Source organism: Bradyrhizobium diversitatis (assembly GCF_016031635.1).
Taxonomy (GTDB): Bacteria; Pseudomonadota; Alphaproteobacteria; order Rhizobiales; family Xanthobacteraceae; genus Bradyrhizobium; species Bradyrhizobium diversitatis.
The window spans coordinates 192,993-217,403 of sequence record NZ_JACEGD010000015.1 but is presented as its reverse complement, the minus strand read 5'-3'; the positions used below and the strand labels follow the sequence as shown (position 1 = coordinate 217,403).

Below are 24,411 nucleotides of genomic sequence, written 5' to 3'. Positions count from 1 at the left end.
AAGGGCGCAGCGATGAGCCAGCGACCGCGTCCCGGCGGCGCTTTCGCCGGTCTCGTCAGCCAACCACCGAAGAGACGAGCAGGGCGAGGACGGCCAGCGCCATCAGCGCAGTGCCGAGCCAACCCAGCGCGATCAGCCATGATCGGGCCCTGAAGCGGCCCATGATCACGCGGCTCGAGACGATCAGCATCATCATGGCCATGATGGGGACGGCGACGATGCCGTTGAGCACTGCGCTCCACACCAGCATGTGGATCGAGTCGATCCCGGTGAAGCCGAGGCCGAAGCCGATGAGGGTTGCCGCCGCGATGATGGTGTAGAAGCCCACCGCTTGATCCGGCTTGGCCTCCAGCGTGGCACGCCAGCCGAAGATCTCCGCGACGCCGTAGGCGGCCGAGCCCGCCAGCACCGGGATGGCGAGCAGGCCCGTGCCGATGATGCCGATCGCAAACAGGGCGAAGGTGAAATCCCCGGCGAGCGGCCGCAGCGCTTCGGCCGCCTCGGTCGCCGAATTGATGTGGGTGATGCCGTTGGCATGCAGGACCGAGGCCGTGGTGAGGATGATGAAGAAGGCGATGCCGTTGGACAGCAGCATGCCGGAAATGGTGTCGGCCCTGATGCGCGCCAGCTCCGGATCGCCGCCGCGCTTGAGCTCGCGAAGCGGCTTGTCGCGCTGGCCCTGGTTCATCTCCTCCACCTCCTGCGAGGCCTGCCAGAAGAACAGATAGGGGCTGATCGTGGTGCCGAGCACGGCGACAACCATCATGAAATAGTCGCCGCTGACATTCGCCTCCGGCCACACCGCGGCGAGCAGCGCCGTGCTCCACGGGATATTGACGGTGAAGGCGGTCGCGACATAGGCGAACAGCGCCAGGGTGAGGAATTTCAGCACCGGCGAATAGCGCCGATAAGGCAGGAACACCTGGAGCAGGGTCGAGCCGGCCGCGAAGATCAGCGCGTGCTCGTGGTTGAGGCCGCCGATGACGAGCGAGAGCGCCTCGGCCATCGCGGCGATGTCGGCGGCGATGTTGAACGTGTTCGCGGCAACGAGCATGGCGACGAGCGCCAGCACCGCCCAGCGCGGCGCGATCTGCATGACGTTGGCGGCGAGCCCCTTGCCGGTGACGCGGCCGATCCGCGCGCTGACGAGCTGGATCGCGATCATGAACGGCGTGGTCAGGAACACGGTCCAGAGCAGCCCGTAGCCGAATTGCGCGCCGGCCTGCGAATAGGTGGCGATGCCGGACGGGTCGTCGTCGGCAGCTCCGGTGACGAGGCCCGGCCCCAGTCTTTGCAGCAGCGTCGGCGCGGATTTCGTCGGCGTGAGGGCGCTGTCGCGCATGAACGGGGGACCTCGCGGGGGTACTGGTGTGTCCCTCACAAATGCGAACGAGGGAACATAGGTTCCTGCCGCGCCAGCGCGAATATTTCTGATAATGCTAAATGCACTTGCTCCGTCGGGCAAAACAGGGGTAGATTGCCAGCATCGCAAGACGTCTCGAAAGTCGCCCCGTCCGCAACTCGCAACCGGCGGGGGAAAACCAAACTGAGTCTCGGATGAAGCGGCCCGGGTCGTCTACTTCACGCTGACGAACATGCCCCAGGCTGCGGCCAGCGCCGCGCCGGTGAATAGCACCACCGGATTGTCGCAGAACGTGCCGCCGTAGCTGCACACGTCCGCTCCGAATTGGCCGAGCTCATGACGACTCGCGGAATAGAACAGTCCCGACAGCACCAGCAATGCAGCGGCGACGTAGTACATTGACGATCTCCCGGCTTGCCCCGTCCAGGCGACATGTCCCAGCATGACGCGAAGAGATTTCGTTTCGCCAAATCCGCTTTGCTGCATTTAAGATAAAGTTTGACCCGTCGGGCAAAACACTGGCAGGATGAGACCATCGGACAGTGCCGGCGTCGCAATGATGACCGGCGTTCGATCTGAAAAAAAGGCCCCGCGTCGCGGGGCCTTTGTCGTGTTGGGCCTGCTGCCGGCCTATCGCCGACCGCCCGCGCCGTACAGTTCGCGCTCGCGGCGGATGTCGTCGGGAGCGAGCGGCGGGCTGGCGGCATCGAAATCGGTCCAGCCGGATTTCTTCCAGGCCGAGCTGCGATCCTGCAGGTTCACGGACCTCTCGTGCAGAAGCGCATCGAGGCGTGAGCGATCCTGGTCCGGGACCCTTGCCGACACCAGCGTGCCGCCACGGCGAACGCCCTCGGCATAGAGCGATGCATCCTCCCTGGAGACGCCGGCTTCCGTCAGGGCGCCTACGATGCCGCCCGTTGCCGCGCCGGCAGCCGCACCGACTGCGGTCGCGGCAAGCCAGCCGGCGGCGACGACGGGCCCGAGGCCAGGGATCGCCAGCAGGCCGAGACCGGCGAGCAAGCCTGCCGCGCCGCCGAGGCCGGCGCCGATGCCGGCACCCGTTCCGGCGCCTTCGGCGCGATCGTCGGTGCCGTCGCGGTCACGGTCGACCTTGCCGGACGACGAGCCGTACCAATTGTCCGAATTGTTGGCGACGATGCTGATGTCGGAGTGCGGTACGCCTGCGTTTTCGAGCCGCCTGACGGCCTGCTCCGCATCGGAATAATTGTCGTAGAGACGGGAAATGGTTGTCGTCATGCTAATTCCTCCTACTTGGCGGGATTGACGTTGCCTTGGAAGTCAACGCTGACATCGCTCTTGGTGCCGGCCTTGTCGGCCTTGCCGCGCCAGACGCCTTCGTTGTCCTTCTGCAGGCCGGAGACGTTGGAATATCCCGCGTCCTCGATCCGCGATTTCGCCTGTCCCTCGGTGAAGCTGTTGCGGCCGGCGACCGGCGCATTTGAGTTGTTCTGGTCCGAGCTGTTGACGGCGTTGTTTCCGGGCCCGCTTTGCGCCGGCTGCGACTGTGCGCCCGCGGGGACCGCGCCGAGCAGCAACAGGGTTGCGGCCAGCATAGTTAGACGTGACATGCTTTTGTCTCCTGCAAGTGATTGTGCCGGCGACAACATGCGAGATTCGAATTGGTTGCTAATACGCTGGTGGAGTTTGCAGCGGCGGTTTGCTCGGCAATGTCGAGCGAGCCGTGGCCTTCGCTCGACCGCCGCAGGGACGTTCGCCAGCAGACTGCTACTTTGAAGACTTCACAGGCTCGCCTTGGCTCCTCGTGGCCTCCCAGGGCGCTGGGAGTATGACGCGGATGGGGCGGGCTTCGGCGGAGCTTTGAACAACAGGCGCGGCCTGGTCCTTGACGGGCTCTGCTACTGCTCCGGCCGGCAGCGCGATCAGCATCGCCAGAGAAGTTGTCACGAGCCGCATGTCCAACATCGAAGCCTCCTGTTGGCGCACCAACGCGGTCGGTGCCGGTTGGTTCGAATCTCAGACCGGGAACAAGTGGCAATTTGTCCTGTTTGTAGATGACAGGCCTGATGATCAGGCTGCCGGAGGAGGACACGATGAATATCAAAGCGATCATTGCAGCCGCCGTGCTGACGTCAGTTGCGGCTCCCGCATTTGCGCAATCGTTCTACGTGGTGCAGGACGTCAAGACCAAGAAGTGCACCATCACCGAGTCCAAGCCGACGACAACGGAAACGACCGTCGTCAGCGGCGACACCGTTTACAAGACCAGGTCTGAAGCCGAGGCCGGCATGAAGACCGTCAAGGTCTGCACCTCGCACTGAGGAAATGCCTGTGCTTTGGCTTCGGGCCATCCCGCTGTGATCCTTCTTGGCGGCGCGCCTACCTAATCGGTCACATGCACTGAGACGGAAGGCGCGGTGGCCGTGGTCCCGCCAGGGCTTCGGCGCCTCCCGAGGCAACAGCGCGATCGATGAAAGCCCGCGCGGAGCAATCCGTCGCGGGCTTTGATTTTGAGGACGCAAACAGGCGGGGCCGTGCGGATGACCTCGACGAAACACGCCTGAAACAGTGCTGAAACCCGATTGTCCTGAACTGCTCGGCTCCGGGCCCCGACCAAACAAAGCGAACAGGAGAGATAATCATGATCCAGATCGGTTCGAAGGAAGAAGTCGCGTTCTTGCTGGCGCTGTTCGGCACCCATACCCAGCCGGTCAAGCGGCCGAAGCCGAAATCGCAGCAAAGGTGAGAGAAGCCATGCCGGGCCTTGCCGAATGCCAGAGCCTGTTGCGGCTCCTGATCGCAAAGGGCGATCCCAAGGCCATTCCGCTCGCCAGGGGCGCCATCGATGAGTTCCTGAACACGGCGCCGGCGAGCGCCCGCGGGCGCGGCCTGCGCGTGCTCCAGCGCGACGCGCTCGACCAGCACGATGCCGCGGTCGGCGTGCAACGCTCGTTCGCCGAGACCGTGGACGCCTATATCGAGCGCAAGCTTGCGGAGGAGTGAGAGGCGAGCGCGCGAGCTGGCGTACTCCGGTCCCGGCCGAGCCCGCGCGCTCCGTTCCCGAAACCCTTTGATCCCAAGCGAATATTTTCGTCCCGCTGGAAACCTTTGTCCGCCGCTCGGCCTATTACGGCGGAGGATGCAACAATGCCCCGATACTACTTCGACCTTCGCGACGAGAACGGAATTGCGCTGGACGAGGAGGGGCTGGAATTGTCCGGCCCGCGCGCGGTTCAGGCCGAGGCCGCCAAGTCGGTCGCCGACATGGCGCGCGATGCGGTGCTCTCCGCGCAGGTCTCGGGCGGCCGGCAGGAGATGGCGATCGACGTTCGCGACGCCGGCGGCCCCGTCATGCAGGTGAAGTTCTGCTTCGAGATCGAAGATCTCACGTCGCGATCCCGGTCACGCGATCATTGACGCGTCAGCATGGGGCGTGATGGCTCGGGCAGCGGCGGCCGAGACTGCTCGGACTCCAGCACGGCGACCTTGCGGCCGAGCTGCCAGACTTCGACCTTGCCCAGCCGCGTGAACTGCTTCGCAACGACCAGCGCGGAGGAATCGGACGGGGCTTCGAATGCTTCGGCGGAGCGGAAGACGCCGTTCTCGCCGACGAGATAAGCGCGATATTGCTGCATCATGTCGGCGCCCTCAGGCCGGGCGAGCGCAGCCACGTCTCGATCTGCATGGCGGTCTCGTCCTGCCGCGCCTGGCGCAGCAGCCTCTCGCGGCGGCGCCCCGGCGCCAGCGCGCGCGCCTCCTCGCGACAGCGAGCGGCTTCGTCCGCGAGTCTTTCGTTCAGGGTTCTGGTCTGCTTGAACCGACGCCGTGTCAGCATGGCGCTGCTCCCTCGTTGGGGTGGGGCGGGAGCGCAACTGGCGTTCTCATCACCGATGAATGCCACGGGCCTTGCGGTGATGGACCAAGGTTACGCTTCCGGCGAAGGCGAGTCACATCATTTGATACATCCGCAGATTAAATTTTCGGGCGCAAGTTCAGCCATTTGAGCCACTTACTCATCTTGCGGCGTCGCGATTTCTGAGTTCACTTTTGAACAAAGGCGACGTCGGATCGGTTGCACGACATGATCGGCCAGTCTCTCGTCCGTGGACGCGGTGGTTGAGAGAGCAGGCGCGCTCTTGCCTGCTAGCGAAGCGAGCGCAGGTGCGCATCCATCGGCCGTTGCCCGCCGGGCGCGAGCGGGCCGAACACATGCTGCGGATCGCGCGCGAATGCCGCGAGCTGTTGAAGCAACCGCGATCCGATCTGTTTCTCGGACGGAAGACAATGGACGCGCCTCCGAAGGAGGAGGATGGCGGTGGCTGGTGACGCGGTGCGTCGGCTGGAGCATTGAAAGCCCCTTGGCCCGTCATCGGCGAAACAATGTGTCATATGTGACCGAACTCTAAAGGGTGCGTGGAGGTCGGCGAGCCTGAGGGGGCATGTTATTCGAAGACGTGTCGGATCTCCCTCCGATCGTCCCCCGAAGAACTTAAAGGTGGTGCTCTCTTCCGAGTGTTGTTGGGCTCGCTGCGGGTGGACGAGTGCACGATGGGAGAGCATCGTTTCCGATACGACGGACAATCCGATATCTGCCAATAATTTCATCCAGGCGGGCTATCGGCTCTATGAACCCGAATTGCCGTGGGCCTGGTCGCACACGCTTTACTGGCGAAAGTGGCTCCGCTGAGAGAATGGGGCGGGGTTTTCCCGTAATGCGGAACGTGGCAACGGTGAATAGCCGGTGCGAGACGTCACGCAGCCTATGTGCCAGGAACATCGAAGGGCCCGGTAGCCTGATGGCTGCCGGGCCCTTTTTGCGTATTTGGGCGATGCGGGCGAAGCACTTGCGAAGTCGACCATGCCGGGCTTTAAGTTCGCTCTTGCGGGAAATTCGGCGGCCATAAGCCGATGTAAGGGAGCGCTATCATGCCCACCAAGCCTCAATTGCCGGTGCGTTCGTCGCGAGGGACTGGAGGGCCGACCGCGCTCGATGGTCTGCTGGTCGTCGATTTCACGCGCGTGGTCGCCGGCCCGGCCTGCACCCAGACGCTCGCCGATTATGGCGCCCACGTCATCAAGATCGAAAATCCCGACGGCGGCGACGACACGCGCGCCTATGAGCATGCCGAGATTGGCGGCGAAAGCGCTGCCTATCTCAGCCTGAACCGCAACAAGCGCGGCATTGCGCTCGACCTTGCCGTGCCGGAGGCCCGAGAGATCGCGCTGGATCTGATCCGCAAGGCAGATGTGGTCGTGGAGAACTTTTCGAGCGGAGTGATGAAGAAGTTCGGGCTCGACTATGAGTCGGTCGCGCCGCTCAACCCGCGGCTGGTCTATTGCTCGATCTCCGCCTATGGACGCACCGGCCCGTTTGCTTCGCGGCCCGGCTTCGATCCCATCACCCAGGCGGAAAGCGGCTTCATGTCGCTCAACGGATTTGCCGACGGCCCGGCGGTCCGTACCGGCCCGCCCATCGTCGACATGGCGACGGGGATGTCCGCCTGCAACGCTATCCTGATGGCGCTGCTGGCGCGGGACCGGCTCGGCCGCGGCCAGCATGTCGAAGTCGCCCTGTTCGACGTTGCGATGGGGATGACCGGCTTCTACGGCATGGCCTATCTCATCAACGGCGAAAACCCTGGCCGGTTCGGCAATTCGCCGAGCGGATCTCCGACCGTCGGCGTCTATGAAGCCTCCGACGGGCCGCTCTACATGGCCTGCGCCAACGACCGGCTCTACCGTCGGCTCGTGGTGGAGGTCCTGAACCGACCCGATCTCATCACCGATCCGCAGTTTGCCACGCGCAAGGCGCGTTCGGAAAACAAGGAGCTGTTGCGGGCAGCCATTGCAGAGGTCTTTGCAAGCGATACGCTCGAAAACTGGATGGCGAAGATGAAGCTGGCCAATATTCCGGTCGGCTACCTCCGCACGGTCGAGGAGGGGTTCAATGCGCCCGAGGCGCGGGAGCGCCATCGCTTGAACCGGATTCCGCACCCGACAGCGGAGTGGGTGCCAAACATCGAGCCACCGATTGCCATGGGCATGACCGGCGCGATCGATCCCGTTGCGGCACCTCTGTTGGGCCAGCATACGAAGCAGGTCCTGCATGATACGCTCGGTTACGACGAACGTCGCATCGCCCAATTTGCTGAGAAGGGCGCCTTTGGCTCGGCCAAGCCTCCGACGCCGGCTTGAGGACCTTGCCTCGGCTTGATTTAGCGAGGGTCTCGCCGCATAAATGTGTGAAAGCGAGGGACTCGAATGGCGCTCGGTCAGGAGCCGCGCATGACTCAGCCCACCGGACGGCAAGACGGCGGAGAAGTCTATGCGGCAATGATTGCGAAGACTCGGGCGCTCCTGCCGCGACTAGGCGAACGTGCAGCGCGGACGGAGGAGCTGCGGCGTCTTCCGCCGGAGACCGAAAAGGATCTCCATGACGCCGGCCTGTTCCGGATGCTCCAGCCGGCCCGGATCGGCGGCGCCGAGCTCGACTATGTCGCCCTCGTCGATTGCGCCGAGCTGCTCGGGCACGCCGATGCGTCGGTAGCCTGGAATCTCGCCAATCTGGCGAGCCATCATTGGATGCTCGGCATGTTCGAGCAGAAAGCGCAGGATCTGGTCTGGGGCAGTGATCCGGACGCGCTAATCGCATCCTCGTTCATTTTTCCCGCCGGGCGCGCTACGCGGGTCGCGGGTGGATACCGGCTGCACGGAAGCTGGCCGTTCTCCTCGGGGGTTGCCTCCTGCGAATGGAACATGCTGGCAAGCGTGGTCTACTCCGAGGACGAGGCGGACGGCATCGAGTATCGAATCTTCCTGCTGCCGAAGGGCGATTACACGGTGCTGGACACCTGGAATGTCGCAGGATTGCGCGGGACGGGATCTTGCGACGTCGAAGTCCGGGACGCTTTCGTGGCCGACTACATGACGGTCGCTGTCGGTGACCTCTCAGGTGGCCCGACACCGGGAAGCAAGGTCAATCCGAATCCGCTGTATGCGTTACCCGTGTTCTCGCTCTTCCCATACGTTCTCTCCGGCGTCGCGCTGGGGAATGCGCAGGCATGCCTCGACGATTACACAGAGGTCGCGCGTCATCGCATTTCAACCTACAATCGTGCCAAGCTGAGCGATTTTCAAAGCACGCAGATCAAGATCGCGGAGGCATCGGCGAAGATCGATGCCGCACGCCTGATCATGCGGTCGGCCTGCCTCGATGCCATGACGGACGCTCGGCGCGGCCATATCCCTGACATGGCGACCAAGACCAGATACCGGCGCGACGGATCTTTCTCAGTGAACTTGTGCACGGACTCGGTCTCGATGCTGTTTGCCGCGAGTGGCGCGCGCGGTCTGTTCACAAGTGGCATGTTGCAGCGGCAGTTCCGCGACGCGCACGCGATCAACTCGCATCTCGCGTTCAACTTCGATGCGGCCGGGACCAATTATGGACGAGTGGCGCTCGGCCTGCCGTCCGAGAATCTGACGCTGTGAGGCCGGCCGATGAATGATCTGCCGAAGCAGCCCCGCGCTCCCGATCCCGCCAACGAGTTCGCGAGCGACAGCTCGCTGATCGATCCCCGCGATTTTCGCAACGCGCTCGGAACCTATGCAACGGGCGTCACGATCATCACGGCGGCAGCGCCTGACGGCAAGCCCTACGGACTGACGTGCAATTCGTTTGCGTCGGTCTCTCTGAACCCACCGCTGGTTCTGTGGAGCCTCGTCGTCTATTCCTCGAGCCTGACCATCTTCCAGAACGCCAGCCATTTCACCGTCAACGTGCTTGGTGCTTCGCAACAGGCGCTTGCGAACAAATTCGCAAAATCATCGGACGACAAGTTCACCGGCGTGGACTGGGCGCCGGGCCTCGGCAACGCGCCGGTACTCGCCGAGAGCGTCGCCAACTTTCAATGCCGCTCCGTGAATCGCTACTATGGCGGCGACCACGTGATCTTTCTCGGCGCGGTCGAGGCCTACACCTACAATGCGAAGGAGCCGCTGCTCTTCGCACGGGGGACGTTCGGCCGCTTCATGGCCGACGATGAACGCAAGCAGGCGCCGTAACGCGCTTCAGGTCGCCTAGACAGCCTGGCGTTCCGGCGCCGATAGCTTGTAGATTTCCAACGCGTCCGCTTCCGCACCTCGCGCGGCTTTCGCCAGCCTGAAAAGTTGTCCGGCAAGGGTGGCCATCGGCACTGGCGTCGACGTCGCCTGTGCGACATCGGCGACCGTATCGAGGTCCTTGAGCATCGTGGCGATGTGACCGAGCGGTGGGTTGTGAATGCCCTGGACCATCCGCGGCACGAACAGCTGGAGCGGAATGGAATCCGCAAAGCCGCCGGCGAGTGCTTCGGGCAACCGGTTGGCATCGATTCCGGCATTCACGGCAAGGCGCGTCGCTTCCGCGAGGACGGCCATCGCGCATCCGACGATCACCTGGTTACACAGCTTCGTGGTCTGGCCGGCGCCGATCGGGCCCATGCGAGTGAACCTGCGCGCCATGGCCAGCACATAGGGCCGCACCCTCTCGATGTCGCCAACTTCCCCGCCCGCCATGATGGCGAGCGTGCCTTCCTCGGCGCCCTTCGTGCCTCCGGACACGGGCGCATCGATCCAGCCCGCACCGTTCGCGTCTTTCAGTCGCGTTGCAAGATCACGCGCTGCGTCGGGATGTATGGACGAGAAGTCGACGACAAGCTTGCCCGCGCCGGGTGCCGCTGCCAGACCTTGGGGCCCGAAGATCACCTCCTCGACCGCGGCCGCATCGGTCACGCACATGAAGATGATATCCGAGTTCACCAGGAGATCACGAGGCGTGACCGCGCGCTTGGCGCCGGCCTCGGCGAGCGGCGCCACCTTGCCCTCCGAGCGGTTCCAGACAGCGACCTGATAGCCGGCCTTGAGCAGGCGTCGGGTCATCGGCGTGCCCATGAGCCCAAGGCCGAGATAGCCGAGCCTCTCGGTGCCTTGCGGGTTTGCCTTGCTCTCATCAGCCATAGGTTGCCTCCTTCTGTCGCAATGCGACGGCCCCTTTACCATACATTGTGCATCCGAGGGCAAAACCGCCCGGCTTGCATGGCTTGCCTGATTGTTTGAACCATGAAACATTTGAAGCGGTCGGGTTGGGGGCGCCTGTCGGCGCCGGAGCAGCGGAGTGGGTACGATGCGAACCGTTTCGAAATGGATCCTGGCTTTGGGGGCGGCAGCAGCCGCGAGCGCGGCGGCAAGCCCGTCATGGGGGCAGCAGACGATCCGCGTCGGTTGGACGATCCCGGCCGAGGAATCCAAGTACTGGATGATGCGCAGGCCGGCCGAGTTTCCCAGCATCGGCAAGACCTACAACGTCGAATGGACCCAATTCCAGGGCACCGCGCCGATGACGCAGGCATTGGCGGCCGGCGCGCTGGACTGCGCGACGCAGGCGCCACTGTCGCTCTCCAATGGCGTGGTCGGCGGCAATCTCAAGGCCTATATCGTCGCGCAACACGTCTTCGAAAAGCCTGGCGGTTTCTCGGTCTATTGGGCCGTCAAGGATGACTCGCCCATCAAGACGATCGCCGATCTCAAGGGCAAAACGGTCGGCATTTCCGTGATCGGTGGCGGCACGCAAGGGCCATTCAACCTGCTCTTGAAGCAGAATGGCGTCGATCCGGCCAAGGACATCAAGCTGGTCGAGGTCGGCTTTGCAGTTTCCGAGGACGCGCTGCGCCAAGGCCGCGTCGATGCGGTCAACATGAACCAGCCGTTTGCCGCACGCGCGGAGGCCAAGGGCGGCACAAGGAAGCTGTTCTCGCTGTCCCAGGCCATGCCGAACATCGTGCACATCCTGGAAGCCTGCCGTGCCGATTTCGTCGACAAGAATCCGCAACTGGTCAAAGCCTATGTTCGCGACATCACGTCAGGCATGAAGAAGGCGCTGGCGAACCGCGAAGAGACCCTCAAGGTGGTCAATGAAGTTCTGAAGGCGCCTGTTCCGGTGCTTGAGACTTACCTGCTCAAAGACAACGATTTCGGTCGCGATCCAGGCGCAGCACCAAACTTCCCAGCGATCCAGAAGATGCTGGATATCTATGCGGAGACAGGAATGCTGCCGAAACTGGATGTCGCACAATTCAAGCACCCGACCATCGTTGCACCGCTGCAATAAGGGGCCTGGCGGGCTGCCCAGACGAGGAGACCGCAGCGTTCCGGATCATCCGGGACGCTGAATGAAGAAGATGCACATATGAAGAAGTTGCGATCACGCGTCACCACAAACGGGCTTGACCGGGCCCCGCATCGTGCATTCATGCGCGCCATGGGGCTGGACGACGCTGCGATCGCCAAGCCGATGGTAGGCATCGTCAGCATGAAGGGCGAGCAGACGCCCTGCAACATGACCCACGATTTCCAGGTCGCCGCGGCCAAGACAGGCATCGAGGAAGCCGGCGGCACACCGCGCGAATTCTCGACCGTCTCGGTTTCCGACGGCATCAGCATGAACCACGAGGGGATGAAGTTCTCCCTGTTCTCGCGGGAGCTGATCGCCGATTCGATCGAAGCCGTCGTGCATGGACTGGCCTACGATGCGCTGATCGGGTACGGCGGATGCGACAAGACGCTTCCCGGCGTGATGATGGGCATGGTTCGCTGCAACGTGCCGTCCATTTTCATCTATGGCGGCAGCTCGCTGCCGGGCCGCGTGGACGGTCGAACGTTGACGGTGCTGGACTCCTATGAGGCCGTCGGCAGCTTCATGACCGGTGAGATCGACGGCGCTACGCTCGAGCGGATCGAGCGCGCCTGCTTGCCGACGATCGGCGCGTGCGCCGGCCAGTTCACCGCGAATACCATGGGAATGGTGTCGGAGGCGATGGGCCTGACCATTCCAAACGTTTCGATGGTGCCCGGTGTCTACGCTGAGCGTGCGCAGATCTCGCGGCGTGCCGGACGGCTGATCATGGAGATGCTGGGGCGTGGTGGACCGCTGCCGCGCGATATCGTGACGCGCAAGTCCCTGGAGAACGGCGCGGCGATCGTGGCCGCGACGGGCGGCTCGACTAACGCCGCGTTGCACCTTCCTGCCATCGCGAACGAGGCCGGCATTGCATTCGCGATCGACGATGTGGGCGAGGTATTTGCCAGGACGCCGCTGATCGGAAATCTGCGGCCAGGGGGCAAATACACGGCGAAAGATGTCTACGACATCGGCGGCGCGGCGGTGGTCATCCGCGAGCTGATCCAGAGCGGGCATATCGATGGCAGCTGCATCACCATCACGGGCCGAACGCTTGCCGAAGAATATGATGCGGCCAATGCTCCCGATGGCGTGGTCGTTTACGCGTCTCGTGCGCCTATCATGCCAGATGGGGGCGTTGCAGTTCTGAAGGGCAACCTCTGTCCGGACGGTGCGGTGATCAAGGTTGCCGGTTTGAAGAGCCAGTTCTTCGAGGGCGTCGCGCGTGTTTTCGAGGATGAGGAAGCCTGCGTCAAAGCGGTTCGCGACCGCAGCTACAAGGCGGGCGAGGTCCTCGTGATCCGCAACGAAGGGCCGGTCGGCGGCCCCGGCATGCGTGAGATGCTCGGCGTCACCGCGCTGATCTACGGACAGGGCATGGGCGAAAAAGTTGCCCTGATCACCGACGGGCGGTTCTCGGGGGCGACCCGCGGCATGTGCATCGGCTACGTGTCTCCCGAGGCGTTTGTTGGCGGTCCATTGGCGCTTGTTCGCGACGGCGACAGGATCCGGATCGATGCCGCAAATCGGCGGATGGACGTGCTGCTCGACGAGCAGGAGTTCACCGCGCGGCGGCGCGATTGGAAGCAACGCCCGCCGCGTCACCGTGCAGGTGCGCTCGCAAAATATGCGCGGCTGGTCGGCCAAGCGCCGGGCGGAGCCGTTACGCATGAAGGCCCGGCAGAATGGCCGTGGTTCGAATGACGCACCGCACGTGTGCGAAGGCGAAGGCCTGTCTGGCAGGTTTCTTGCTAAGCTCGTGCTGCTGAATGTTCGCGCGAGTGAGACGAGATACGGGATGACGGTAGTGGCTGCGAGATCGAGCGAATGGATGAGACCGGTGACATCACAAGAGCCGGCTTCCGCAATCATCGAGATCGATCGCGTCTCGCAGGTCTTTCAGACCTCGGCGCGCAAGGATCATTTGGCGCTGTCGGATATCTCGCTGACGATCGAGGAGGGCGCCTTCGTCTCAATTCTCGGTCCGTCCGGCTGCGGCAAGTCGACACTGCTCTATATCGTTGGCGGCTTTGTCAGCCCGACCAGCGGCATGGCGAAGATCAAGGGACATGCGATTACCGGGCCCGGTCCGGATCGCGGACCTGTGTTCCAGGAGTTCGCCCTGTTTCCCTGGAAGACCGTGCTGGGCAATGTGATGTATGGCCCACGCCAGCAAGGTGTGCGCACCGCCGAGGCCGAAGCGCAGAGCCGGGCCCTGATCGAGATGGTCGGCCTCAAGGGCTACGAGAACTTCTATCCGAAAGAGCTTTCTGGCGGCATGAAGCAGCGCGTCGCGCTGGCACGAACGCTCGCCTATCATCCCGAAGTTCTGCTGATGGACGAGCCGTTCGGTGCGCTCGACGCGCACACCCGGACGCGCCTGCAGAACGATCTTCTGACCATCTGGGAGCGCGACCGCAAGACGGTGCTGTTCGTCACTCATTCGGTCGATGAGGCCGTCTTCCTCTCGGACAAGGTCGTCATGATGTCGAAATCACCCGGGCGAATCCGGCAAGTCATCGACATCGATCTGCCGCGGCCGCGCCGCCGCAACGAGTTGTTGCTCGACCCGCGCTATCAGAAGTACGTCGTCGATATCGAGCGCATGTTCGATGAGAGCGACGAAGCCGGGCCTGTCTCATGATGACACCAGCTGCGTTGATCAAGAGGGCTGCTCCGGTGCTGGCCTGCATCGGATTGCTCGCGGTGTGGCAGGTCGCCTCAGTCGCACTGAAGAACGACAGCTTCCCGACGGTGATTGAGGCGGTCCGGGCAATTCCGGACATTCTCGGCGACAAGGAATCCCTGCTCAACATCCTTGCTTCGCTTCGCCGCATGGCGATCGGGTTCGGTGTAGCGGTGCTGGTTTCGATTCCACTGGGGCTGTTGATGGGACGCAGCCGGGGCGTCGCGGCCTTCTTCAATCCGCTCCTGATGGTGATTTATCCGGTGCCGAAGGCCGCCTTGATGCCGATTATCATGCTTTGGCTGGGCGTTGGAGACGTCACCAAGACACTGGTGATCTTTCTGGGCGTCAGCCTTCCCGTGATCTACCACAGCTTCGAGGGTGCCAAGGCGGTCGAGGAGAAGATGCTTTGGTCGGGTGCCGCGATGGGGCTTTCGCCCGCACAACGCCTAGTGCGGATCGTGCTGCCCGCGGCGCTGCCGGAAATTCTGACCGGGTGCCGCACAGGATTGGTGCTGGCGCTGATCACGATGATCACCAGTGAGATGATCGCCCGTCAATCGGGCGCCGGCAATATCCTGTTCAATGCGCTCGACATGGGCCAATACGACACCGTCTTTGCGATGATCATCATCGTGGGGGCGATGGGAATTTTCCTCGACGCGCTTTTCGAAAGGGCTCGTGCCAGACTTGTGCGTTGGTCCGAACCGCAGTTCGACATGCCGCTGAGCTTCTCATGATGTCGCGCTTTTTCTCCCCAAACGTCTTTCTTGGGATTGCCCCGATCGTGCTGGTGATCGCGGTATGGCAGGGCTTGGTGTCATTCGGCTTTGCGCCCGCGGTCTTGCTGCCGCCGCCGGGGTTCGTCTTCGGCCGGCTGCTTCAGCAGCTCGTGACGTTCGCGTTTCAGCAGGAGATCGCGGCAACGCTGATCCGGCTGTTTGCGGGGTTCGCGATTGCGGTCGTGCTAGGCGTGAGCATCGGTATCGCGGCTGCCGCCAACCCCGCGATCAACGCCGTGGTCCGTCCTATCGTCCGCGTATTGGCGCCGTTGCCCAAGGTTGCCCTCTATCCGGCGCTCCTGCTCCTGCTCGGGTTCGGCCACGGATCGAAGATCACGTTGGTCGCCGCGGATGCCTTGTTTCCCATTCTGCTCTCCACCTATTACGGTGCATCGACCGTCGAGCAGAAGCTGATCTGGTCGGCCATGGCGGCCGGAACGCCGCGCTATGAAATCCTCTTCAAAGTGGTGCTGCCTGCCGCGATGCCGTCGATCCTGACGGGATGCCGGATCGGCCTTGTCATTTCCTGCATCGTGGTGTTTCTGGCCGAGATGATCACGTCGACGGACGGATTGGGGCACGCGCTGGTGACGGCGGCCCGAACCTTCCAGGCCGTCGATATGTTCGTGCCATTGATCACGATCTCGCTGCTGGGGCTGATCCTGAACGGCCTGCTGGGAGCGCTGCGCTTGTACTTGCTCCGGGGCTTCCCTGAAGCGTAACAAACAAGAACTCTGAAGACCGGGAGAGAACCATGCTGGCCGATCGCATCGAGGCAAAATGGATTGATGCATTCTGCGAGATATTCGAGCGATGTGCCGTCAAGGCCGGAGATACCGCGGCGATCCTCTCGGAAACCCAGTCGCGTGCGTTGAACGTGCATCTGGCGGAGCTTGCCCTGCTGCGAATGGGAGCGCGGCCGTTTCATGTGGTGATGCCGACGCCGCGTAACCGGAATATCGTTCCGGTTCGTTCGACGGGCGCGAGCGAGGCGATCCAGCGCCTTGGACCGGTGATCAGCGCATTGCAGCAGGCCGGTTTCGTGGTGGATTGCACCATCGAGGGTCTGATGCACGCGGTGGAGACGCCTGAGATCCTCAAAGCCGGCGCGCGGATCCTGGTGATCTCCAACGAGCATCCCGAGGCGCTGGAGCGCATGGTGCCGGATCCCGCGCTCGAGAAGCGTGTTCGCGCCGCGGCGAAGATGCTACGCGGGACCAAGCGGATGCGGGTGACGTCGAAGGCCGGAACGGCGCTCGACATCGACATGGTCGGCGCCTCCACGGTCGGTGTGTGGGGCTGGACCGACAAACCCGGCACCCTGGCGCATTGGCCCGGCGGAATCGTCGTCAGCTTCCCCAAGAGCGGAACCATCAACGGTACGCTGGTGATGGCACCCGGCGACATCAACCTCACTTTCAAGCGCTACCTGACGTCTCCTGTGAAGATGACGTTGAAGGACGACTATGTCGTCGAGCTGGAAGGCGAGGGCACGGATGCTGCGATGATGCGTGCCTATCTCGCCGCCTGGGGCGATCGCGAAGCCTACGCCGTGTCGCATGTCGGCTTCGGCATGAATCCGGGCGCGCGCTATGAGGCGCTGTCGATGTACGACCAGCGCGACACCAACGGCACCGAGATTCGGGCCGTCTCCGGCAATTTCCTGTTCTCGACCGGCGCGAATGAATTCGCAGGGCGCTACACGGCAGGACATTTCGACCTGCCGATGATGGGAATGACGATCGAGCTCGACGGCGTTGCGGTGGTCCGGGAGGGCGTGCTCCAGGACGTCTTCGGCTAGTTGCGGTCGAGCACCGGGGGGCGCGCCAGTCCGAAATGCCGGAGCAGGTCTACCATGGCCTGGAGCCGCTTCGCGCGATAGGCGTCGATGTCGAGCTCGGAATAATCGAGAAAACCTGCGCCCGTGCGCAGGCCGATCCGGCCTTCATGCATGTTGCGTGAAATGACGTCCGGTGCCCGATAGCGCTCGCTGCCGAGCGCGCCTTCCAGATACCTGCTTGCGTAGTAGAGGATGTCGCCGCCGCCCCAGTCGATGAATTCGAGCAGCCCGAGCACGGCGTAGCGGAAGCCGAAGCCGTAGCGGATCGCCTTGTCGATCTCCTCAGCGCTGGCGACGCCTTCCTCGACCATGCGCGCGGCCTCGTTCATTGCCAGCGCCTGGATGCGGGGGACGATGAAACCCGGTGTGGCGGCGCAGACCACCGGTACCTTGCCGATGCCCTCGAGCAATGCCTTGACATCGTCGATGACGGCCGGATCGGTGGCCTTGCCGGGCGAGATTTCGACCAGCGGAATCAAATAGGCCGGATTGAGCCAATGCACATTGAGGAAGCGGCGAGGGTTCACGATCGCGCCGGAGAGATCGTCGACGAGGATTGTCGATGTCGTCGATGCAATGATCGTATCCGGGCCGACTTGGCTTGACGCTGCCGCCAATACCTCGCGCTTGAGCTCGACCATCTCGGGTACGCCTTCGAAGACCATGCCGGCCTCGGCCAGTGCCGCATCGCGTCCGGCGGCCGCGACGACCGAGACGCGCGCGATGAGCGGATCGACATCCGCCTCGGCCAAGAGCCCCAGCTTCGAAAGGCTGGCGAAAGTCTTGCTGACTTCACCGAGCGCGTCCGTTTCCAGCCTGGTGAAATCCTCCGCGGAACGCGCCTTGATATCGATCATCGTGACCCTGTGTCCCGCATAGGCGAAGGCAACGGCGATGCCCCGGCCCATGCGGCCAGCGCCGAGACAGGCGATATTGATGCGATTGGTCATCGATCAGAATCCGTTACGAAGCAGCGTCTGTAGTTCAGCCCTGCTGAGATCGCCAAGCCCGAGCGTCTCGAGCGTCCGGCCACCTCGCGCAAAATCCTCGCCGCAGATCGCGCCGCCGATCGACAGGAACGCCTTGGCCAGCGGTGTGGCCACTCCCCCGAGGCCGGCGACGGAAACTAGCAGGGACAGCCCGAGCCGCAGATCCTCGCGCATGTAGCGGTGCTCGCTCAGCACGATCCGTTCGCGCCAGTCGCCGGAATCGGTCAGACGGTCGTGCGAGCCGCGGCCGTACATCCAGATCTCGCCTTCTTTCGCGTAGTGATGAGCGAGCGGGAAATGCGGTGCGCCGTAGCCGAGCGCCTCCCGCACGGCGATCCGCTCGGCGTCGAGCGCGTCGGTGACCCGCCGGATCGCGGCTTGCGTGCCTTCCTTGTGAATGTCCCAACGTTCGAAATGTTCGATCGGGCCGGCGTTCATCACGATCAGTGGCGGATGGATGATGGGTCCTGCATTCATGAGCGCTCCGGACAGCGCGTCTCCACATGGCTCGATCACGCCCGGGAAAGCGCGTCCGATGACATCGAGCGCGTGGGGAGCCTGGTCGAGCGGGAATACGCCCACTGGCAATCGCTTGGCGCGGATGGTGGTCGCGACCTCGAATGGCCCGTGCTTGCGGGTGAGCCACGGCAGCGTGCCGGTCTCCGCAAAGCTTGCCTTGGCGTGATTACCGGCATCCCGCGCCGCCTGGGCGAAGATCATCGAGCCGAATGTCGCCGGCGGCAGAAACACGACGTGGCCGTCTCGCAGATGCGGGGCGAGCAGGCGGGCGATATCCGGCTGTGCGAAGGCAGGGGCGGGGCACAGGATCAGCTCCGTGCCGTTGACGGCTTCGGCGATATCGGTCGTGACCAGCGCGAGCTTCACCTCGTGGCGGCCGTTGTGATCCTTGACCGTGATGCGCGCGCCCGCGGCACGATGTGCCGCGACCTGATCGGCATCGCGGCGCCACAGCCGCACCTCATGTCCCGACAGTGCAAAATCGCCCGCGGCCGCGAAAGAGCCGTTCCCCCCACCCAGAACCGCAATCTTCAAGATGCTTCTCCTTGCGTGCGGGACTGCGTATCAAGCTGCTTCAGCAGGAAATGCTGGACCTTGCCGAGCGCCGTCCGCGGCAGATCGGTGACGAACACGATCTCGCGCGGAACCTTATAGCGCGCGAGTTGCGCCTGAAGATGCGCCCTCAATTCGTCCGCCTCGAGCCGGCAGCCGGATTTCGCAATGACATAGGCGATCGGCACCTCGTCCCAGCGCGGATCGGGCCGGCCGATCACGGCGCATTCGCTGACATCAGGATGTTCGAGCAGGACGCGCTCGACCTCGGCCGGGTAGACGTTTTCCCCGCCGGATATGATCATGTTCTTCTTGCGGTCGCGGACCCAGAAATAACCGTCGGAATCACACAGGCCGATATCGCCGGTACGATACCAGCCATCGTGCAGCGCGTCGCGCGTTGCGGCCTCGTTGCCCCAATATTCAAAGAACACGTTGGGCCCGCGCACCGCGATCTCGCCCGGCGTGCCCGCCGGCATCTCATTGCCAGCCTGATCGATCACTTTGGCTTCACAGCACAGGCCGGCAAGGCCGGTCGATCCCGCGCGCGAAAGATCGCCGCCGAGCCTTGTGTAGATTGCGATCGGGCAGGTCTCGGTCGAGCCGTAGACCTGAAGCACCGGGACATCGCGTGCGACAAAACGCTCGATCAGGTGTGGAGGCACGATGGTCGAGCCTGTTGCGACGGCCTTGAGCGACGAAAGATCGGCGGTCGCCCAGGCGGGATGCTCGCTCACCGCCTGGATGATCGCAGGCACCAGCACCGTGAGTGTCGGCCGCTCCTGTTCGATGGCCGCAAGCGCGGTATCCGGCGCAAAGCGCGCATGGATCGTGACCGTCGCGCCCAGTTGGAGCGCCGGCGTCGTCTGGATGTTGAGGCCGCCGACGTGGAAGAACGGCAGCACGGTCAGCACGTGGTCGTCGGACGTCATGTTGTGCATGTGCTGGCTCATGACGCCGTTCCAGAACAGCGCCTCCTGGCGCAGTACCGCGCCTTTCGGGCGCCCGGTCGTCCCCGACGTGTAGACGATCAGCAGCGGACACGAGAGATCGGTGTGCGGGTTTCGGCTGGTGCCGTCGCTCCTGGCCAGCAGGCCTTCGAATGTTGTGCCGCCGGGCGGTGCGAAGTCGAGGCCGACGACGGCAGTCCCCGGTGCGGACTGCGCGAGCGTGGAAAGAAGTCCCTCAAAGGCTTGCTCAAGCACGAGAACCTTGGCGCCGGCATCGCTGAGAATGAACAGCTGCTCGGCGATAGCCAGCCGCCAGTTCAGTGGCACCAGGATAGCCCCGAGCCGCGCGCACGCATAGAGCAGCACCAGATAATCGGGCCGGTTCAGGCTCAGAATCGCGACGCGGTCGCCGCGGCCGACACCAAGCTCCTGCTTCAAGGCGGTTGCTGTCCGTTCGATGCGTGCGGCGAATGCCGCATAGCTCCGCCGCGTCCCTTCGAAGGAAATAGCCGTCTTGTCTGGAGCGAACGCCGCATTGCGGTCTATCAGGCTGCAGAGGTCCACCGTCAGTCGTCCGTTTCACCGGCCTCGTACAGCGCTTCGCGCCCGATCCGGTCGAGGCAGAGCTCGGCGGTCCAGGGCAGCATCAGCGAGCCGCAGCGGCTGTCCCGATAGATCCGTTCGAGCGGCAGCGACCTGAGCATGGCCTGACCGCCGCAGGTGCGGATCGCGAGTGCGGCGAGCTCATTGGCGCCTTCCATCACCGAATATTGCGCGGCATAGGCCCGGAGCACCTGCTCCTTGCTCGGATTGGCGCAGGCTTCGGTGACGGCCTGGAACCAGATCCCCTTGATCTGCTCCAGCTTGATCTGCATCTGCGCGACCGCGATCTGCTTGGTCGGGTACATCCGCCGCTTGACCGGCGGCATGCCCGGAACCTCGCCGCGCAAGTAGCGCACGGTGAAGTCATAGGCGGCTTGTGCCAGGCCCATATAGGTCGGCGACAGCGTCAGGAACATGTGCGGCCAGCGCTGAGCTGCCTGGAAATAGACGCCGCGCGGCATCAGCGCGGACTCCTCCGGCACGAAAACGTCCTTGAACAGAAGCGTCCGCGAGACCGTGCCCCGCATGCCGAGCGGATCCCAGTCGCCGACGACAGAGACCCCTTCCGACTTGGCGGGGATGGCGAGGTAAAGCGTGTTGCGGCGCGAGGCCTTCTCGCCTTCTTCGATCTCGGTGCAAAGCACGCCGTAATAGTCGGCGTGGCCGGAGAGCGAGGCAAAGATCTTCTTGCCGTTGACGATCCAGCCCCCTGCAACCGGCTTCGCTTCCGTGCCAAACGCGACACCGCCGGCCGCCGCCGCGCCACCTTCAGAGAAGGGTTGCGAGTAGATCGCACCCTGCTCGACGATGCGCTTGTAGTGAACCGCGCGCCGCCGCTCATGCTCCGCGCGCGTCTCTACATCCATGTCGAGATCGTCGGCGAGGGGGCCCGACCACAGGGTCGAGCAGACATGCATGTTCCAGGTGAGGGCGGTCGCGCCACAATAGCGGCCGATCTCGGCGGCGGCCAAGGCATAGGTCTGGTAGTTCGCGCCAAGTCCTCCGTGCTTCTTGGGGACTGCGATGCCGAGCAGCCCGACGCGATGCAGGTCGCGATAGTTTTCGGTCGGGAAGATCGCTTCGCGATCATAGGTCGCGGCGCGGCCGGCAAAGACGCTCTGGCCGATCTCGCGGGCGCGCGCAATGATGCCGGCTTGCTCCTCGCTCAGGCGGAAGGCAACAGGATCGAAGATCGGCGCATCCAGCGCGATCTTGTTGGTCGTGCCAATCGTCTTGCTGACTTGCATGGTCATCGCGCAGTTACCTTAGGCTTTGGTCGCGAGTGAGTTAAGAAACCGGCCGAGAGCTTCGTCAAAGGCGGCGGGGCGTTCGAGATTGGCGAGATGGCCTACGCCGGCGAGCTCGACATATTCAGCCCCAGGGATATAGGTCGCCGTCTTTGCCATCATCGGCGCAGGCGCGTTGTTGTCCCTGGAGCCGGACAGCAGCAGTGTTGGGAGAGAAATATCCCGAAGCGTGCTGCGCTGATCGAAGCCGATGAGAGCCAGCATCATGGCGCGATAGCTTGCCTCGGGCACGCTTCCCATGCATTCGCGGGCAAGCTCCATCCCGTTCGGATCGGGGTCGTCGCCGACGAGCTCCTTCACCAGCGTTGGCGCCAGCGACTTCATGGTCTCCCCGCGATCGAGCGGCCCGAGCCGTGCCGCGATGAATGATTTCTGCCAATCGCCGTCAGCCTTGCCGAAGGCAGGGCTGGTCTGCGCCAGCACGACCGCGCGTGCCAGTTTGGGGGACTGCACCAGCCACTTCTGGACGATCATGCCGCCGATGGAATGGCCGACCAGAATGGGCTTGGCCGCGCCAAGCTGCTCGATGAATTGCTGAAGTGCATCAGCCAGGGCAGCGATGCTGACGCTGGCGAGCGGCGCCGATCCGCCATAGCCCGGCATATCCCACGCGATCGCGCGGAAGCGGTCGCCGAATGTGGCAAGTTGCCGCCTCCAACTTCGCGCCGCGCCGCCAATGCCATGCAGGAAAATCAGGGGTATCGCGCCGGGATCGCCCGCAGCTTCATAGGCGAAGCGTCCGTCCTTTGTTATCATTGGCGCAGGCTGCGACACGCGACATCCTTTTGCTTGGCCCTTCGATGCTAACAGGCCTGTGGGGGATGGGAAGAGATAATTTTATACTTAAAGCAATTTCCGGGCCGCTTCTGTGCGGCGATGTTCGGGAGGCGAGCGCCGGCTTCGTTGCAAAAATTTGAAGGTTAAAATATATCGGAAGAACGACCACGAGATCCGAGGGGAGACAGCGCATGTCCGGATTGCCGCACTCGCCGCACGCGCTGGTGACCGGCGGCGGCCGCGGCATCGGCCGCGCGATCGCTGCTTCTCTCGTCGGCGCTGGCGCGACCGTGACCGTGCTTGGCCGGAGCGCGGCGGTTCTCGAGGAGGCAGTCAATGCGGGTGCGGCGCACTTTGCGGCCGTCGCTGATGTGTCGAACGAAGCGTCCCTGAAAGCTGCCATTGCCGGAGCGAGTGCGCGCAAGCCGATCGACATCCTGATTGCCAATGCGGGCAGCGCTGAATCGGCGCCGTTCGCGAAATCGGATGCCGCCCTTTTTGCGCGCATGATGGATGTCAATTTCATGGGCGTCGTGCATGCCGTCCAGGCTGTGCTGCCGGGCATGAAGGATCGCCCCTATGGCCGTATCGTCGCGGTCGCGTCGACGGCCGGGCTCAAGGGCTATGCCTATGTCAGCGCGTATGCTGCTGCAAAGCACGCGGCAGTCGGTCTCGTGCGTTCGCTCGCCCTCGAGATGGCTGGAAGCAATGTGACCGTGAATGCGGTGTGTCCCGGCTTCACCGACACCGATCTCGTCGCAAGCAGCATCGAGAACATCATGAAGAAGACGGGGCGGACGCGCGAGCAAGCCATTGCAGAACTCGCGAAACACAATCCGCAAGGACGCCTGATCACGCCGCAGGAAGTGGCAGACACGGTTCTCTGGCTGTGCGGTGAAGGCGCGAGCGCAATCACCGGGCAGGCGATTGCGGTGGCCGGGGGCGAGGTCTAGCGTGCCTGGTGCAGTCGGGGAACAAGGAAGCCAAGGAGATCGCATGAGCAGACCCGCCAATCCCGTCACCGTGCCGCTTGCAGACTACTCGCCGCAGCATTTCGTGCTGGCTGTGGTCGACGGTGTTGCGACGGTCACGCTCAATCGCCCCGAACGAAAGAATCCGCTGACGTTCGAAAGCTATCGGGAGCTGACCGATTTCTTCCGTGCCTGCGCCTTCGACGATGCGGTCAAATCCATCGTCGTTACCGGTGCCGGCGGCAATTTCTCGTCCGGCGGCGACGTGTTCGAGATCATCGGCCCGCTCGTGAAGATGGATACCAAGGGGTTGACTGCCTTCACGCGGATGACCGGCGACCTCGTCAAGGCGATGCGGGCCTGTCCGCAGCCGATCGTGGCCGCGGTCGAGGGCATCTGTGCCGGAGCCGGGGCGATCATCGCCATGGCATCCGACATGCGCCTTGCGGCGAGCGGGGCCAAGGTGGCGTTCCTGTTCAACAAGGTGGGGCTGGCCGGCTGCGACATGGGTGCCTGCGCAATCCTGCCGCGGATCATCGGGCAGTCGCGCGCCTCCGAGCTGCTCTACACCGGCCGGTTCATGACCGCGGAAGAGGGCGAGCGCTGGGGCTTCTTCAGCCGCATCGTCACGCCGGAGCAGGTGCTGCCTCAGGCTCAAATTCTGGCGAAGCAGATCGCGGATGGGCCGACTTTCGCCAACACCATGACCAAGCGGATGCTGGCCATGGAATGGGCGATGTCGGTGGAGGAGGCGATCGAGGCGGAGGCCGTTGCCCAAGCGTTGTGCATGACCACGGCGGATTTCGAGCGCGCCTTCGAGGCTTTCGCCAACAAGGTCAAGCCGGTATTCAGGGGCGACTAGACCGATAGCCTTGAC

The 24,411-nt window shown here is 63.6% G+C and carries 26 protein-coding genes and 1 pseudogene; 15 read left to right on the top strand and 12 right to left on the bottom strand.

Translation table 11 applies throughout. The annotated features are described in order from the left end of the window. Positions 1-55: 55 nt before the first annotated feature. The 4 genes from H1B27_RS18240 to H1B27_RS18225 form a co-directional block, all read right to left on the bottom strand. Positions 56-1,342, bottom strand: a complete 1,287-nt coding sequence (locus tag H1B27_RS18240) for an NRAMP family divalent metal transporter (protein ID WP_197966989.1) — start codon at positions 1,340-1,342, stop codon at positions 56-58. Between the two features lie 234 nt (positions 1,343-1,576). After that, positions 1,577-1,762, bottom strand: a complete 186-nt coding sequence (locus tag H1B27_RS18235) for a hypothetical protein (RefSeq protein ID WP_035676373.1) — start codon at positions 1,760-1,762, stop codon at positions 1,577-1,579. 231 nt (positions 1,763-1,993) lie between these two features. Continuing rightward, entirely contained in the window at positions 1,994-2,620 is a 627-nt protein-coding gene (locus tag H1B27_RS18230; RefSeq protein WP_197966988.1) for a general stress protein, read from the bottom strand. 11 nt (positions 2,621-2,631) lie between these two features. Then, entirely contained in the window at positions 2,632-2,952 is a 321-nt protein-coding gene (locus H1B27_RS18225; RefSeq protein WP_061877899.1) for a hypothetical protein, read from the bottom strand. Between the two features lie 483 nt (positions 2,953-3,435). Between H1B27_RS18225 and H1B27_RS18220 the strand changes: the two genes are divergently transcribed. From H1B27_RS18220 to H1B27_RS18210, 3 genes are all read left to right on the top strand, one after another. Beyond that, positions 3,436-3,663 carry a hypothetical protein gene (locus H1B27_RS18220; protein ID WP_197966987.1) on the top strand — a complete coding sequence of 76 codons (228 nt, stop codon included), beginning with the start codon at positions 3,436-3,438 and terminating at the stop codon, positions 3,661-3,663. Positions 3,664-4,096: 433 nt separating this feature from the next. Next, positions 4,097-4,345: a hypothetical protein gene (locus H1B27_RS18215; RefSeq protein ID WP_061877902.1), complete on the top strand. Its 249-nt coding sequence runs from the start codon at positions 4,097-4,099 to the stop codon at positions 4,343-4,345. Between the two features lie 144 nt (positions 4,346-4,489). Beyond that, positions 4,490-4,759: a DUF6894 family protein gene (locus tag H1B27_RS18210; protein WP_197966986.1), complete on the top strand. Its 270-nt coding sequence runs from the start codon at positions 4,490-4,492 to the stop codon at positions 4,757-4,759. On the opposite strand, the gene H1B27_RS18205 is transcribed toward H1B27_RS18210, so the two are convergent. Then, positions 4,753-5,013: a hypothetical protein gene (locus tag H1B27_RS18205; protein ID WP_311976958.1), complete on the bottom strand. Its 261-nt coding sequence runs from the start codon at positions 5,011-5,013 to the stop codon at positions 4,753-4,755. The two genes, H1B27_RS18210 and H1B27_RS18205, sit on opposite strands and share 7 nt — an antisense overlap. Beyond that, entirely contained in the window at positions 4,977-5,177 is a 201-nt protein-coding gene (locus H1B27_RS18200; RefSeq protein ID WP_197966985.1) for a hypothetical protein, read from the bottom strand. Before H1B27_RS18200 ends, H1B27_RS18205 begins: the two co-directional genes overlap by 37 nt. A 714-nt stretch (positions 5,178-5,891) precedes the next feature. Between H1B27_RS18200 and H1B27_RS40170 the strand changes: the two are divergent. The 4 genes and pseudogenes from H1B27_RS40170 to H1B27_RS18185 all read left to right on the top strand — a co-directional run. Further along, positions 5,892-6,029 (top strand): annotated as a pseudogene (locus tag H1B27_RS40170) (GNAT family N-acetyltransferase); the annotation flags it as partial. A gap of 239 nt (positions 6,030-6,268) precedes the next feature. Continuing rightward, positions 6,269-7,537: a CaiB/BaiF CoA transferase family protein gene (locus tag H1B27_RS18195; RefSeq protein WP_197966984.1), complete on the top strand. Its 1,269-nt coding sequence runs from the start codon at positions 6,269-6,271 to the stop codon at positions 7,535-7,537. 90 nt (positions 7,538-7,627) lie between these two features. Beyond that, positions 7,628-8,833, top strand: coding sequence for an acyl-CoA dehydrogenase family protein (locus H1B27_RS18190; RefSeq protein WP_246515497.1), 1,206 nt, complete (start codon positions 7,628-7,630; stop codon positions 8,831-8,833). A gap of 9 nt (positions 8,834-8,842) precedes the next feature. After that, positions 8,843-9,406, top strand: a complete 564-nt coding sequence (locus tag H1B27_RS18185; RefSeq protein ID WP_197966982.1) for a flavin reductase family protein — start codon at positions 8,843-8,845, stop codon at positions 9,404-9,406. A gap of 15 nt (positions 9,407-9,421) precedes the next feature. Here the strand turns inward: H1B27_RS18185 and H1B27_RS18180 are convergent, their stop codons facing one another. Next, positions 9,422-10,339 (bottom strand): NAD(P)-dependent oxidoreductase, encoded by a 918-nt coding sequence (locus tag H1B27_RS18180; protein ID WP_197966981.1) that lies wholly within the window; start codon positions 10,337-10,339, stop codon positions 9,422-9,424. 166 nt (positions 10,340-10,505) lie between these two features. Between H1B27_RS18180 and H1B27_RS18175 the strand changes: the two genes are divergently transcribed. The 6 genes from H1B27_RS18175 to H1B27_RS18150 all read left to right on the top strand — a co-directional run bounded on the left by H1B27_RS18175 (position 10,506) and on the right by H1B27_RS18150 (position 16,827). Next, positions 10,506-11,489, top strand: a complete 984-nt coding sequence (locus H1B27_RS18175) for an ABC transporter substrate-binding protein (protein ID WP_197966980.1) — start codon at positions 10,506-10,508, stop codon at positions 11,487-11,489. A 78-nt stretch (positions 11,490-11,567) separates the two neighbouring features. Continuing rightward, the gene (gene ilvD, locus H1B27_RS18170; RefSeq protein ID WP_197966979.1) at positions 11,568-13,262 is read left to right on the top strand and encodes a dihydroxy-acid dehydratase; all 1,695 of its coding nucleotides are present in this window, start codon (positions 11,568-11,570) and stop codon (positions 13,260-13,262) included. Positions 13,263-13,356: 94 nt separating this feature from the next. After that, positions 13,357-14,202 (top strand): ABC transporter ATP-binding protein, encoded by an 846-nt coding sequence (locus tag H1B27_RS18165; protein ID WP_061877912.1) that lies wholly within the window; start codon positions 13,357-13,359, stop codon positions 14,200-14,202. Then, complete coding sequence (locus H1B27_RS18160; protein WP_197966978.1) at positions 14,199-14,984, top strand: ABC transporter permease; 786 nt, start codon at positions 14,199-14,201, stop codon at positions 14,982-14,984. The genes H1B27_RS18165 and H1B27_RS18160 overlap by 4 nt, the downstream gene beginning before the upstream one ends. After that, positions 14,981-15,748, top strand: coding sequence for an ABC transporter permease (locus H1B27_RS18155; RefSeq protein ID WP_197966977.1), 768 nt, complete (start codon positions 14,981-14,983; stop codon positions 15,746-15,748). The genes H1B27_RS18160 and H1B27_RS18155 overlap by 4 nt, the downstream gene beginning before the upstream one ends. A gap of 32 nt (positions 15,749-15,780) precedes the next feature. Continuing rightward, the gene (locus H1B27_RS18150; RefSeq protein WP_197966976.1) at positions 15,781-16,827 is read left to right on the top strand and encodes a 2,5-dihydroxypyridine 5,6-dioxygenase NicX family protein; all 1,047 of its coding nucleotides are present in this window, start codon (positions 15,781-15,783) and stop codon (positions 16,825-16,827) included. Here H1B27_RS18150 and H1B27_RS18145 read toward each other — a convergent pair. From H1B27_RS18145 to H1B27_RS18125, 5 genes are read right to left on the bottom strand one after another with little or no spacing between them, the layout of a single operon-like run. Continuing rightward, positions 16,824-17,816 carry a 3-hydroxybutyryl-CoA dehydrogenase gene (locus H1B27_RS18145; protein ID WP_197966975.1) on the bottom strand — a complete coding sequence of 331 codons (993 nt, stop codon included), beginning with the start codon at positions 17,814-17,816 and terminating at the stop codon, positions 16,824-16,826. The genes H1B27_RS18150 and H1B27_RS18145 overlap by 4 nt on opposite strands. Before the next feature lie 3 nt (positions 17,817-17,819). Further along, on the bottom strand, positions 17,820-18,908 hold the full coding sequence (locus tag H1B27_RS18140) for an NAD/NADP-dependent octopine/nopaline dehydrogenase family protein (protein ID WP_197966974.1): 1,089 nt from the start codon (positions 18,906-18,908) through the stop codon (positions 17,820-17,822). Next, positions 18,905-20,440: a class I adenylate-forming enzyme family protein gene (locus tag H1B27_RS18135; RefSeq protein ID WP_197966973.1), complete on the bottom strand. Its 1,536-nt coding sequence runs from the start codon at positions 20,438-20,440 to the stop codon at positions 18,905-18,907. The genes H1B27_RS18140 and H1B27_RS18135 overlap by 4 nt, the downstream gene beginning before the upstream one ends. Positions 20,441-20,442: 2 nt before the next feature. After that, positions 20,443-21,732, bottom strand: a complete 1,290-nt coding sequence (locus H1B27_RS18130) for an acyl-CoA dehydrogenase family protein (RefSeq protein WP_061877919.1) — start codon at positions 21,730-21,732, stop codon at positions 20,443-20,445. A 12-nt stretch (positions 21,733-21,744) separates the two neighbouring features. After that, positions 21,745-22,542, bottom strand: coding sequence for an alpha/beta fold hydrolase (locus tag H1B27_RS18125; protein ID WP_061877920.1), 798 nt, complete (start codon positions 22,540-22,542; stop codon positions 21,745-21,747). Between the two features lie 212 nt (positions 22,543-22,754). Between H1B27_RS18125 and H1B27_RS18120 the strand changes: the two genes are divergently transcribed. Together H1B27_RS18120 and H1B27_RS18115 are read left to right on the top strand one after the other, a co-directional pair. After that, positions 22,755-23,516 (top strand): SDR family NAD(P)-dependent oxidoreductase, encoded by a 762-nt coding sequence (locus H1B27_RS18120; RefSeq protein ID WP_197966972.1) that lies wholly within the window; start codon positions 22,755-22,757, stop codon positions 23,514-23,516. Positions 23,517-23,559: 43 nt separating this feature from the next. After that, on the top strand, positions 23,560-24,396 hold the full coding sequence (locus H1B27_RS18115) for an enoyl-CoA hydratase family protein (protein WP_197966971.1): 837 nt from the start codon (positions 23,560-23,562) through the stop codon (positions 24,394-24,396). Positions 24,397-24,411 lie beyond the last annotated feature (15 nt).

Excerpts from the sequence above, each read along its gene's own strand:
- H1B27_RS18150 (WP_197966976.1), top strand. The coding sequence starts at position 15,781 with ATGCTGGCCGATCGCATCGAGGCAAAATGGATTGATGCATTCTGCGAG.
- H1B27_RS18155 (WP_197966977.1), top strand. The coding sequence starts at position 14,981 with ATGATGTCGCGCTTTTTCTCCCCAAACGTCTTTCTTGGGATTGCCCCG.
- H1B27_RS18175 (WP_197966980.1), top strand. The coding sequence starts at position 10,506 with ATGCGAACCGTTTCGAAATGGATCCTGGCTTTGGGGGCGGCAGCAGCC.
- H1B27_RS18165 (WP_061877912.1), top strand. The coding sequence starts at position 13,357 with ATGACGGTAGTGGCTGCGAGATCGAGCGAATGGATGAGACCGGTGACA.
- H1B27_RS18130 (WP_061877919.1), bottom strand. The coding sequence starts at position 21,732 with ATGACCATGCAAGTCAGCAAGACGATTGGCACGACCAACAAGATCGCG.
- H1B27_RS18195 (WP_197966984.1), top strand. The coding sequence starts at position 6,269 with ATGCCCACCAAGCCTCAATTGCCGGTGCGTTCGTCGCGAGGGACTGGA.
- H1B27_RS18120 (WP_197966972.1), top strand. The coding sequence starts at position 22,755 with ATGTCCGGATTGCCGCACTCGCCGCACGCGCTGGTGACCGGCGGCGGC.
- H1B27_RS18160 (WP_197966978.1), top strand. The coding sequence starts at position 14,199 with ATGATGACACCAGCTGCGTTGATCAAGAGGGCTGCTCCGGTGCTGGCC.
- H1B27_RS18235 (WP_035676373.1), bottom strand. The coding sequence starts at position 1,762 with ATGTACTACGTCGCCGCTGCATTGCTGGTGCTGTCGGGACTGTTCTAT.
- H1B27_RS18210 (WP_197966986.1), top strand. The coding sequence starts at position 4,490 with ATGCCCCGATACTACTTCGACCTTCGCGACGAGAACGGAATTGCGCTG.
- H1B27_RS18240 (WP_197966989.1), bottom strand. The coding sequence starts at position 1,342 with ATGCGCGACAGCGCCCTCACGCCGACGAAATCCGCGCCGACGCTGCTG.
- H1B27_RS18200 (WP_197966985.1), bottom strand. The coding sequence starts at position 5,177 with ATGCTGACACGGCGTCGGTTCAAGCAGACCAGAACCCTGAACGAAAGA.
- H1B27_RS18225 (WP_061877899.1), bottom strand. The coding sequence starts at position 2,952 with ATGTCACGTCTAACTATGCTGGCCGCAACCCTGTTGCTGCTCGGCGCG.
- H1B27_RS18125 (WP_061877920.1), bottom strand. The coding sequence starts at position 22,542 with ATGATAACAAAGGACGGACGCTTCGCCTATGAAGCTGCGGGCGATCCC.
- H1B27_RS18185 (WP_197966982.1), top strand. The coding sequence starts at position 8,843 with ATGAATGATCTGCCGAAGCAGCCCCGCGCTCCCGATCCCGCCAACGAG.
- H1B27_RS18190 (WP_246515497.1), top strand. The coding sequence starts at position 7,628 with ATGACTCAGCCCACCGGACGGCAAGACGGCGGAGAAGTCTATGCGGCA.
- H1B27_RS18145 (WP_197966975.1), bottom strand. The coding sequence starts at position 17,816 with ATGACCAATCGCATCAATATCGCCTGTCTCGGCGCTGGCCGCATGGGC.
- H1B27_RS18115 (WP_197966971.1), top strand. The coding sequence starts at position 23,560 with ATGAGCAGACCCGCCAATCCCGTCACCGTGCCGCTTGCAGACTACTCG.
- H1B27_RS18220 (WP_197966987.1), top strand. The coding sequence starts at position 3,436 with ATGAATATCAAAGCGATCATTGCAGCCGCCGTGCTGACGTCAGTTGCG.
- H1B27_RS18180 (WP_197966981.1), bottom strand. The coding sequence starts at position 10,339 with ATGGCTGATGAGAGCAAGGCAAACCCGCAAGGCACCGAGAGGCTCGGC.
- H1B27_RS18230 (WP_197966988.1), bottom strand. The coding sequence starts at position 2,620 with ATGACGACAACCATTTCCCGTCTCTACGACAATTATTCCGATGCGGAG.
- ilvD (WP_197966979.1), top strand. The coding sequence starts at position 11,568 with ATGAAGAAGTTGCGATCACGCGTCACCACAAACGGGCTTGACCGGGCC.
- H1B27_RS18215 (WP_061877902.1), top strand. The coding sequence starts at position 4,097 with ATGCCGGGCCTTGCCGAATGCCAGAGCCTGTTGCGGCTCCTGATCGCA.